Below are 9,801 nucleotides of genomic sequence, written 5' to 3' on the forward strand. Positions count from 1 at the left end.
AGGCTCACTCCTACAGGGGAATGCATTTCAAATGTAGGAGTGAGCCTGCTCGCGAAAAGCTTCACCGCGATTCTCGACCTTGCCCCGACTAACCGGCAAAATGCCCGCCATGAATCTCACCCCCGCCCTGCCCGCCTGCTGCACCGCGCTCGACAGTCGTTGGCCATTGCCAACGGTGTTGCCTGGCACCGTACTGCTCAGCACCCGGTTTGATCCGGCGCGACTGCTCGCCGATGACTTCCAGCGCAGCGCCGTCGTCGCGCCGCCAAGCATTCAGCGCTCGGTGGCCAAGCGTCAGGCCGAATTCCTTGCCGGACGGATCTGCGCCCGCGCCGCGCTAGCGCAACTCGGCGGCACGGACACGATCCCGGCCATCGGCGAAGACCGCGCCCCGGTCTGGCCGGCGCACATCTGCGGCTCGATTACTCACAGCACCGGTCACGCCGCCGCGATCGTTGCCAACAAGCAAGACTGGCGCGGCTTGGGCATGGATCTGGAAAATCTGCTGAGCCACGAGCGCGCCGAGCGCCTGGCCGGGGAAATCCTCACGCCGACGGAGATCCAGCGCATGGCGGCCGGGTCGCAGGATCATCTGGCGTTACTGGTGACCCTGACGTTTTCAGTGAAGGAAAGCCTGTTCAAGGCGCTGTACCCGATCGTGCAGCAGCGCTTTTATTTCGAGCACGCCGAAGTGTTGGAGTGGACGGCGGCGGGTCAGGTCAGGCTGCGGTTGTTGACCGATCTGTCTTCCGAGTGGCGCAACGGTACTGAGCTGGAGGCACAGTTTTCGGTTGGGGATGGGCAGTTGTTGAGTCTGGTCAGCATTGCTGCCTGAGGATTTGCGTTGCCTGCCATGGCCCCTTCGCGAGCAGGCTCACTCCTACAGGGGAAACGCATTCCAAATGTAGGAGTGAGCCTGCTCGCGATGAGGCCAGACCTGCCACCACACACCTACCGGCGCTCCTGATTCCTCGGCCAGCTCAAACTGAAACAAGCCCCACCCAGACTCTTGCTCTTGCCGATGATTGCCCGGCCGTCATGCCAGTGAATGATCCGCCGCACAATCGACAGCCCCAGGCCATGGCCGCCCGACGCGCGCGTGCGGCTGTCATCCAGACGCAGGAACGGCGTGAAAATCCGCTCCCAGGCCACTTCCGGCACGCCCGGCCCGTCATCCTCGACGTCGACGCGGCAACGCAACTGCCCGACCTGATAGCTCACCGTGACCTTCGACTGCGCATGGCGCATGGCGTTGCTCACCAGATTCTGCAGCGCCCTGTGCAGGTAACGCGGCTCGGCTTCGACCCAGGCGTCGTCGTTATCGGCAGAAGACAGGCACAACCCGCGCTGCACGGTGACTTCGGCGCGCAGCGGCGCCAGCTCTTCGATCACTTGATTGACCAGTGCATCAAGGTCGATGCGCTGGAACGTCAGGGCCGGCGAACCCTGCTCCAGCCGGGCGTAAGTGAGCATTTCGTCGACCAGCTTGTCGAGATCCTCGATATCATGGTCCATGCCTTCACGGTACTTTTCCAGCGCTTGCGGGGTGGTCGCCGAGCCGATCATTTCCAGACCAAAACGCAGCCGCGCCACCGGCGTGCGCAATTCGTGGGACACCGCGCGCACCAGTTCACGCTGGATCGCCAGTAACTGCTGCAAGTGCTCGGCCATGCCATTGAAGGCCGACGCCAGACGCCCGACCGAGTCGGCTCCGCGCGCCGGCACGCGGGTTTCCAGGCTGCCCTTGGCGATGCGCGTGGCCGCTGCTTCCAGCCCACGCAAACGCCGCTCCAGTTGCCGCACCAACAAATAAACGATGAGCCCGATCAGGGTCAGGCCGAGGGCGGCAATCAGCACCAGCCATTCCGGCGGATAGGGATTCATCTGATACAGCGGGCCGATTTCCAGCACCCACGGCGTGCCGACCATGCCGGCAAACACGCGGATCGAATCGCCGCCCTTGCCCAGCGCCATCACCGTATCGCCCTCGGATACCCGGCGACTCTGATCCTCGTCCATGTCGGCGTCATTCGCCGTGACCAGACGCAAGTCGAAGCCGAAGCCCTTTTCTTTCTTTATTTGCGCCAGACGTTGGGGCTGATCAGCGACCGGCACGCGCACCAATTCATCGGCCAGCAGATAAATCGTCGCCCGGGCCAGTTGCTCGCTGATTTGCTGCACCTCGCCCACCAGCATCATCTGTTCCTTTTCGCTAACCAGCCGATAGACCTTCGCCGCGTGCGGACCGGTCTGCTCGACCAGCGCCTGACCGCGCAGCACACGGGTGCGCTGGGTCATATCGAGGTCGGTTTCGGCGAACTTTTTCAGCGTCAGCGGAATGCCGAGCAAGCGCTCCCACACCAGCAGCGCACGATGGCGCTCGGTCTGGTTCATTGGTTGCAGGTTGTCTGCCATCAGCGAGAACGTGCCATGCGCGAGACGCTCGCGGTATTGCTCGCTGCGCACCTGATTGAGCAGGTGCAGCGCCAGTACGCCGAGCACCGCCACGAGGATCAGTGCGGCGCACATGCCACCGTAGATGCGCAGGAAGATCGAGTTCACAGGGCCAGGTCTGCGCAGGCTTCCGGGACGAACAGATAGCCTTTGCTGCGGATGGTCTTAATCAGGCGCGGATGGTCGGGGTCATCGCCGATTTTCGGACGGATGCGCGAAATGCGTACATCGATCGAGCGGTCCTGGCCGTCATAGCCGATGCCGCGCAATGCGGTGAAGATTTCTTCGCGGGACAGAATGCGCCCGGCATTGGAGACCAGCAGCCAGAGCAGGTCGAACTCGGCACTGGTCAGCTCGATGCCGTTGTCGCTCAGCCAGGCTTCGCGCAGGGCGTTATCGACGATCAGCGGGCCGAATTGCAGGCGGCGGGACTTTTCAGCGAGTGGCTCCGGTGTGTCACTGCGTCGCAGCAACGCCTGGATCCGCGCCAGCAGCAGACGCGGCCGCACCGGTTTGCAGACGTAATCGTCAGCGCCCAGATCGAGGCCGTGGATCTGATCGGCATCGTCGGTGCGCGCGGTGAGCATCAGAATCGGCCCGTCGTACTGGCTGCGCACCTTGCGGCAGATGCTCAGACCATCCTCGCCGGGCAGCATCAGATCGAGGATCACCAGATCCGGCTGCTGCTTGATGATCCGCGCCGCCGCCAGCGCGCCATTGCCTTCGATTTCCACGCGCAGTCCATTGGCTTGCAGGTAATCGCGCGTGAGCTCGGCCAGCCGCTGGTCATCCTCGACGATCAATACCTGCCAGGTTTGTTGCTCCACCGGTGACCTCTGCTTGCTGTTTTTATTGATGAAAGAAGAACACCTGGCTAACACGGTCACTGTAGGAGTGAGCCTGCTCGCGATAGCGGTGGATCAGCCAATAAGGATGCTGTAGGGAAAGACGCTATCGCGAGCAGGCTCACTCCTACAGTTTTTTGCGCAATCCTCCCGTCTTTTTGTCATGTTTCAGGAGGATAAAAATGCCTGCACACCCAGCGATTGTATAAACGGCGATCACTCGGAAAACAAGTCGGTAAATGCGTTCGGACACTGCGGAATTCTGTGATAGGGTTCGCGCCCTTAAAAAACCGCTGAAGCGTTTTTCCGGATGAAAAAACAGTGACAAACGGTCTGGCTCAGCAGGTTCGCGGCCTACACGCGTTTTCCTTCTTTCTTACACAATTTACGCACAGGCTTATCCACAGGTAGTACGTTGCAATCCTCCCCTGAAACGCATTATCTTGTAGCACGGCGAAAACGGAGACCCTACATATAGGGTTTTCGCCCAAAACGCCCAACCACATTTCAAGCCTGAAACTCAAGCGCTTTATGGCGAGTTTCCGGTTGAACGAGCAAGTTTTTTCAAGCCCAAACCGCACTGGCGGATGGCGCCGTTTTTTTAGTCCGAAACGGACAAAACGGTATGGGTGTTGCAGTCATGACTGTCACCCGCGAAGGAATCCGGTTGCGAGCATTGGCTCGCAGCCAAAACTTCGGCAAGGATGCGGCGTTGCAGCCTTTTTCCTACTGTTCCGAAGTTTGTAATGCCGACGCCCGTCGGTTGCAGTGCTTCGGTACAGAACGGTGAGCACCATGACGGTGCCAAACAAACATAGAGAATGTGGAGACCACCCCCCATGCAAACCGACACAACTCGCGAGAACCCGCAGGGCACCTTGCCGCAGGCCGCCGATTCGACTTCGGATCTGGCAGCCACCGCGCCTGGTCAACTGCGCGTGATCAAGCGTAATGGCACTGTCGTTCCTTACACCGATGACAAGATCACCGTCGCTATCACCAAAGCGTTTCTCGCAGTTGAGGGCGGCACCGCTGCCGCTTCGTCGCGAATCCACGACACCGTTGCGCGCCTGACCGAACAGGTCACCGCAACCTTCAAGCGTCGCATGCCATCGGGCGGCACCATCCACATCGAAGAAATCCAGGACCAGGTTGAACTGGCCCTGATGCGCGCCGGCGAGCAGAAAGTCGCGCGTGACTACGTGATCTACCGTGACGGCCGTTCGAAAGAACGCGCAGCCCACGCCCCGGCCGAAGCCGCGGTCAACGCGCACCCGTCGATCCGCATCACCCGCGCCGACGGCAGCCTCGCGCCGCTGGACATGGGCCGCCTGAACACCATCGTCACCGAAGCGTGCGAAGGCCTGGAAGAAGTCGACGGCGACCTGATCCAGCGCGAAACCCTGAAAAACCTGTACGACGGTGTGGCCCTGACCGACGTCAACACCGCCCTGGTGATGACGGCCCGTACCCTGGTCGAGCGCGAGCCGAACTACTCGTTCGTCACCGCCCGCCTGCTGATGGACACCCTGCGTGCCGAAGGCCTGAACTTCCTTGAAGTCGCCGAAAGCGCCACCCATCACGAAATGGCCGACCTGTACGCCAAGGCCCTGCCGGCCTACATCGCCAAGGGTATCGAGTTCGAACTGCTGAACCCGGTGCTGGCCACCTTCGACCTGGAAAAACTGGGCAAGGCGATCAACCACGAGCGCGATCAGCAATTCACCTACCTGGGCCTGCAGACCCTGTACGACCGCTACTTCATCCACAAGGATGGCGTGCGTTTCGAACTGCCGCAGATCTTCTTCATGCGCGTGGCCATGGGTCTTGCGATCGAAGAGAAGAACAAAGAAGACCGTGCGATCGAGTTCTACAACCTGCTGTCCTCGTTCGACTACATGGCTTCGACCCCGACCCTGTTCAACGCCGGTACCCTGCGTCCACAGCTGTCGAGCTGCTACCTGACCACCGTGCCGGATGACCTGTCGGGCATCTATCACGCGATCCACGACAACGCCATGCTGTCGAAATTCGCCGGTGGCCTGGGCAACGACTGGACGCCTGTTCGTGCACTGGGCTCGTACATCAAGGGCACCAACGGCAAGTCGCAAGGCGTGGTGCCGTTCCTCAAAGTGGTGAACGACACCGCTGTGGCCGTAAACCAGGGTGGCAAGCGCAAAGGCGCTGTGTGTGCCTACCTGGAAACCTGGCACATGGACATCGAAGAGTTCATCGAGCTGCGCAAGAACACCGGTGACGATCGTCGTCGTACCCACGACATGAACACCGCCAACTGGATCCCTGACCTGTTCATGAAGCGCGTCTTCGATGACGGCAAGTGGACCCTGTTCTCGCCATCCGAAGTACCGGACCTGCACGACCTGACCGGTAAAGCCTTCGAAGAGCGCTACGAGTACTACGAAGCGCTGACCGAATACCCAGGCAAGGTCAAGCTGTTCAAGACCATCCAGGCCAAAGACCTGTGGCGCAAGATGCTGTCCATGCTGTTCGAAACCGGCCACCCATGGCTGACTTTCAAAGACCCGTGCAACCTGCGCAGCCCGCAGCAGCACGTCGGCGTGGTCCACAGCTCGAACCTGTGCACCGAGATCACCTTGAACACCAACAAGGACGAGATCGCCGTTTGCAACCTGGGCTCGATCAACCTGCCGAACCACATCGTCGACGGCAAGCTGGACACCGCCAAGCTGCAACGCACCGTGAACACTGCCGTGCGCATGCTCGATAACGTGATCGACATCAACTACTACTCGGTGCCGCAAGCGAAGAACTCCAACTTCCGCCACCGTCCGGTCGGCCTGGGCATCATGGGCTTCCAGGACGCGTTGTATCTGCAGCACATCGCCTACGGCTCCGACGCTGCCGTCGAGTTCGCCGACAAGTCGATGGAGGCGGTCAGCTACTACGCGATCCAGGCGTCCTGCGACCTGGCTGACGAGCGCGGTGCCTACGAGACGTTCAACGGTTCGCTGTGGTCCAAAGGCATCCTGCCACTGGATTCGCAACAGATCCTGATCGAACAGCGCGGCCAGCAGTACATCGATGTCGACCTGAAGGAAACCCTGGACTGGGCACCGGTTCGCGCCCGTGTACAGAAAGGCATTCGCAACTCGAACATCATGGCCATCGCACCGACCGCGACCATCGCCAACATCACCGGCGTGTCGCAGTCGATCGAACCGACCTATCAGAACCTCTACGTGAAATCGAACCTGTCGGGCGAATTCACCGTGATCAACCCGTACCTGGTTCGCGACCTCAAGGCTCGCGGTCTGTGGGACTCGGTCATGATCAACGACCTGAAGTACTACGACGGTTCTGTTCAGCAGATCGAGCGCATCCCGCAAGAACTCAAAGAGCTCTACGCGACTGCGTTCGAAGTGGATACCAAGTGGATCGTTGACGCCGCCAGCCGTCGTCAGAAGTGGATCGACCAGGCTCAGTCGCTGAACCTGTACATCGCTGGCGCCTCGGGCAAGAAGCTTGACGTGACCTACCGCATGGCCTGGTACCGTGGTCTGAAAACCACTTACTACCTCCGTGCCCTGGCCGCGACCAGCACCGAGAAGTCGACCATCAACACCGGCAAGCTGAACGCTGTTTCCAGCGGCGGCAACCACGGCGACGATTCGGTTCTGGCCGCTCCGGCAGGTCCGGCGCCAGTGCCAAAGGCTTGCGCGATTGACGAGCCGGACTGCGAAGCTTGCCAATAAGCTGAGCTGATTTTCAGGCGTTGCGAGACGCCTGATACGCTCCGGGCAAAAGAAACCCCCGACAGACCTCTGGTGTGTCGGGTTTTTTTTTGCGTGGAAAAAACCACAGGCATAAAAAACGGCGAGGCCCTATTACGGGACTCGCCGTTTCAACATTGCAACCTTCGTCAGCCCATCACGGACTCGGTCATTGCCTGTCCCACTACCGGAATAGTGAAGGAATCGCCGTTGTTGGTGTAGAAGGTTTCAATGGTGTTGGCTCCCTTGTACCAGTCTTTCAGGAACACGCCAGAGTCCAGATTGCCGCTTTGCAGGTCGGCGGCGTTGAAGATGTAGGCGCCCTGATCGTTTTGCATGATCCGGACATCGCTGACACTCTGGATATTTCTGAGAGTGACCAGATCGATCCCTGTGGTGCCGTCATCGAAAATCGCGACCATGGTTTTGGAAGATACAAAATACGCATCGCTGCCCTCTCCACCATAACCGTCACCGGAAGCGCTCAGATACAGTTTGTCGGCACCGGCACCACCGCGCAGCTCATAGCCATGACCCAAGCCCATTAACGTGTCATTGCCATCGCCCCCGTCGGCGATACCCGAAATGACCGTAATGTTGTCATTGCCGGCTTCGCCATAGAAAACTGAACCGACATCACGCACATACCCAATGATGTAATCATCGCCGTTACCACCATAGATGGTATCAGCCTGATTATCCGTCGAGAAAGGTACAGTCAGGGCGCCAGTATCCGTGAAGCTATGACCATAGAGAGTGTCATTGCCATCACCGCCATACAGGATGTCGTTACCGTCACCGCCCTCTAACATGTTGGCGTAGGCATTACCGGTCAAGGTGTCACTGAAGGCTGAGCCCACGAGGTTATCGATATTTATGAGTGCGTCCCCCTGGGCATCACCGCCAGTGCCGGAACCTGTCAGCAGATTGACCTGTACCGCATCGGAGCTATTGACGTACCAGGCAGAGTCTCCACGCCCGACACCAATCAAACTATCAGCACCAGCGCCGCCAATAAAGGTCTCTCTCACGGCGGCGGAGCCAGTGAAGGTATCGGCATAGGCGGAACCTTGGAATGCCTCGATCGACGTATAGATATCCCCCGCCGCAATACCGGTAAGCACCGCAGCACTCAGATCCAGCGTAACGCCCGAATCCTCACCCGCAAAGCTGAGAATGTCGTTGCCATTGCCACCATCAAAACGATCCACGCCGGCACTACCGACAAAGATATCGCCGTAATTGGAGCTCCGGATCTGTTCAATACTGTTGTAGGAATCGCCGGCAGCGATACCCGTGCTGACTCCGGTTTTGGAGTTGATTGTCACGCCCGTGAGGCTGTCAACGTAGCTGACCGTGTCAAAACCATCGCCACCGAAGAACTGGTCAGCACCTGCTCCGCCCGACAGCGTATCGGCACCGGCCCCGCCCGTGATGATGTTGTCCGAAGCATTGCCGTAACCGACGAAGTTACCGGTGCCGACGTAAGTAAGACGTTCAACGTTGGCTGCCAGGGTGTGATTGAGCAAAACAGTGCGTACTTCGTCATCACCGCCGCCCACCGCTTCAACGACGTTTACCGAAGTGCCGTTGACGTAGTAGATGTCATCGCCAGCGCCGCCGTTCAGGACGTTGCCCGTGGTTTGCCCGGTCAGGACGTCATTGAAAGACGAGCCGATGACCGTTTCAAATTCCCACAGCTTGTCGCCCTGGGCATCGCCACCCACGCCTGCAACACCGCCGACCAGACTCACCGTTACGCCGCTGGCAGAGCCGGAATAATCAATCGTGTCCGTGCCGCCCGAACCGAAAAACTGATCCGCAGCTTCGCCGCTGATAAAGGTGTCATTGCTGCCAGAACCTTGCAGGAACTCGATACCGACGTATGTATCACCGAAAGCGATCCCGGAGTTCACCCCGGTTTTGGTGTTGATCGTCACACCCGAAGGGCTGTCGCCATAACTCACGATATCGTTACCGGCGCCACCGATGAACTGGTCAGCACCTGCTCCGCCCGACAGCGTATCGGCACCGGCCCCGCCCGTGATGATGTTGTCTGAGGCATTGCCGTAACCGACGAAGTTACCGGTGCCGACGTAAGTAAGACGTTCAACGTTGGCTGCCAGGGTGTGATTGAGCAAAACAGTGCGTACTTCGTCATCACCGCCGCCCACCGCTTCAACGACGTTTACCGAAGTGCCGTTGACGTAGTAGATGTCATCGCCAGCGCCGCCGTTCAGGACGTTGCCCGTGGTTTGCCCGGTCAACACGTCATTGAAAGACGAGCCGATGACCGTTTCAAATTCCCACAGCTTGTCGCCCTGGGCATCGCCACCCACGCCAGACACGCCACCCACCAGACTCACCGTTACGCCGCTGGCAGAGCCGGAATAATCAATGGTGTCGTTACCACCCGAACCGTAAAACTGGTCCGCGGCTTCGCCACTGATAAAGGTGTCGTTGCTGCCGGAACCCTGCAAACTTTCGATGCCGACATAGGTATCACCGGCTGCAATCCCGGAGTTCACCCCGGTTTTGGTGTTGATCGTCACGGCCACAGGGCTGTCGCCATAACCAACTACATCGTTACCGGCACCACCGATGAACTGGTCAGCACCTGCGCCGCCCATCAGGTAATCGTTACCGATCCCGCCGGTAATGACGTTGTCCGACGCATTGCCGTAACCGACAAAGTTGCCAGTACCGACGTAAGTCAGACGCTCGACGTTGGTTGCCAGGGTGTGATTGAG

General features: G+C 59.4%; 5 protein-coding genes. 2 read left to right on the top strand and 3 right to left on the bottom strand.

The features are described from left to right. The first annotated feature begins 109 nt into the window (after positions 1 to 109). Positions 110 to 835, top strand: coding sequence for a 4'-phosphopantetheinyl transferase superfamily protein (locus tag HU765_RS18760; protein WP_202883676.1), 726 nt, complete (start codon positions 110 to 112; stop codon positions 833 to 835). Between the two features lie 116 nt (positions 836 to 951). On the opposite strand, the gene HU765_RS18765 is transcribed toward HU765_RS18760, so the two are convergent. Beyond that, on the bottom strand, positions 952 to 2,562 hold the full coding sequence (locus HU765_RS18765) for an ATP-binding protein (protein ID WP_186622225.1): 1,611 nt from the start codon (positions 2,560 to 2,562) through the stop codon (positions 952 to 954). Then, entirely contained in the window at positions 2,559 to 3,281 is a 723-nt protein-coding gene (locus HU765_RS18770) for a response regulator (protein ID WP_186551712.1), read from the bottom strand. Before HU765_RS18770 ends, HU765_RS18765 begins: the two co-directional genes overlap by 4 nt. A gap of 857 nt (positions 3,282 to 4,138) precedes the next feature. Between HU765_RS18770 and HU765_RS18775 the strand changes: the two genes are divergently transcribed. Then, positions 4,139 to 7,033: a ribonucleoside-diphosphate reductase subunit alpha gene (locus HU765_RS18775; RefSeq protein WP_186551711.1), complete on the top strand. Its 2,895-nt coding sequence runs from the start codon at positions 4,139 to 4,141 to the stop codon at positions 7,031 to 7,033. A gap of 167 nt (positions 7,034 to 7,200) precedes the next feature. Here HU765_RS18775 and HU765_RS18780 read toward each other — a convergent pair. Next, the coding region (locus HU765_RS18780) for a calcium-binding protein (protein ID WP_186622227.1) at positions 7,201 to 9,801 on the bottom strand (2,601 nt) is incomplete at its 5' end.

The sequence above is a fragment of the Pseudomonas sp. SWRI81 genome (genome assembly GCF_014268545.1).
Lineage (GTDB): Bacteria > Pseudomonadota > Gammaproteobacteria > Pseudomonadales > Pseudomonadaceae > Aquipseudomonas > Aquipseudomonas hamedanensis.